This is a genomic window from Streptomyces klenkii (assembly GCF_003626645.1).
GTDB classification, from domain to species: domain Bacteria; phylum Actinomycetota; class Actinomycetes; order Streptomycetales; family Streptomycetaceae; genus Streptomyces; species Streptomyces klenkii.
In genome coordinates this window covers 1-1,686 of the sequence record NZ_RBAM01000060.1, presented here as the reverse complement: position 1 = coordinate 1,686, position 1,686 = coordinate 1, and the positions used below count along the sequence as shown (strand labels likewise).

Below are 1,686 nucleotides of genomic sequence, written 5' to 3'. Positions count from 1 at the left end.
GGCCCGACAGAGTTCTCAAGGCGCAGGGGGATAGACCGCGTCCCGAGCGCTGCCCCGGTGCACGGAGGGCAGGGCGGAGGAAGTCAAGGGCAACGCGGCGTTAAGGGCGATGGCGTCGAAGTACCAGGGTGGCGCAATGTTGCAACATTGGTGAGCGGGTGGCCCGCTATGCCGGTCGGTTCACCGCCTGCCGCAACCACTTACGCCTCGCGCCAAGAGGCGTTTGGGCCCGGTGGGACGAGATCTGGTAGGCGCGCTGGTAGGTGTCTGGGACAGTCCGGCTGCTGGGTTCGAGTTCGTCGTGCCTATACCCGACTGGTCCCGATGAGGTTCGGCCAGGGTCCGCGAGAAGAGGATGCCACCTCTTTCCTGAACGAGGGGATGCACACTAATCGGGCGGCAGGGCAGTCTGCACTCGGATCACCACGTCGCCTCGGTGCGCCGAAGAAGCCCCCGGCTGCCCAGTTCGGCGAACATGCGCCTCGTCATCGTTGTGAGCTCTTTGAGAGGGGCGCAAAGGTATGTGCAGGAGCGTGCGTTGTTTTGCACGTTTGACACCGAGCACACCGTTTCAGCATATGTAACTACAGAAAGATAGGCGTTGGCGAGAGGTATACCTAGCCATGAAGAGGTTTTGAGGGGCGCGAGATGCTCTTCGCGAAATCTTGACGTTCTGGCGACAGCGTGTCACCCTAAGGAGTCGCGTGAGGGTACCACAGTTCACGCAGGGAAGCTCTTTTGGGTGCCTCGCCCTTGCTTTTCGTTGACCATTCGCCTTGATCTTCACCTTCGAACATACGTCCCCTGCTTCGTTCATATTTTCGATCTCTGATTTCACTTTTATATTACTGAGGTGGGGTGGCCGAGTCGCCACCTTGCGCGAGATGGGCGTAGAGACCCCTTGCAGGTAGGCTTTCCATAGCCTGCGCTGCCGACTTCCTTCATTTCAGCCTCGGGCAGCGACTCGAGGTTCGAACCGTCGGGACATGTCGGATCGTGTGATTCTCATATCGTAGGCAAAACCTAACAAGCAATGCTTGCATTTGCCAGGCAGCCATGCCTCGCTACCTTTTGCCTCGCGGACTTCTGTGGCGCCCGGGATGAAGAGGGTGCTGACAGTCAAAAATTTGGCAAATTGTCATTCCTATAGGGGGTGCGCATGTCCAAGGTCGCAAGTGAGTCGCAGGCTTTCGGGCGGGATGAGTTCAACAATTTCAACGGGCAGGGCGTAACGTTCCGGACGAGTAGTGATATCGCCAGCAAGATGATCAACGCAAACAAAGACCTTTATGCCGCCCTGGATGCCCTAACGTACTTGATCGAGCAGATCAGGGAGATTCATGAACCGACAACGGGAATCCATGAATGCTTCGCCCAGGCATTCGGGTCCGTCCAAATGGCCCTCTTTAGACGAGAGGTACTGGAAAGCCTTCACATGCCAGCTGCCGGCAAGTGCGCGAACGGCCTCGGCGGCAACTTCGCACAGCGCAGCGACCTTTCATCTCGGCCAGCAGTTAGTCGGTAAGCCGGCCACAGAGGCATCCAGGTGGCCGGTAGGGAGCCCTGTCGGTCACCAGGATCGCCATGAAGTTCCGATGGTCCACACCTTCGTGCCCTTGGACAACAATGCATCCTGCAAGGGGCATCCTTGCGCCGAACTACGTGATGAATGGCCCCTACGGCACG

Annotated in this window: 1 protein-coding gene; it reads left to right on the top strand. The window is 58.3% G+C overall.

The features are described from left to right. Nucleotides 1-1,159: 1,159 nt before the first annotated feature. Nucleotides 1,160-1,525 (top strand): hypothetical protein, encoded by a 366-nt coding sequence (locus D7231_RS36355; protein WP_147449873.1) that lies wholly within the window; start codon nt 1,160-1,162, stop codon nt 1,523-1,525. Nucleotides 1,526-1,686 lie beyond the last annotated feature (161 nt).

Coding starts and splice junctions, on each gene's coding strand:
- D7231_RS36355 (WP_147449873.1), top strand. CDS start 1,160: ATGTCCAAGGTCGCAAGTGAGTCGCAGGCTTTCGGGCGGGATGAGTTC.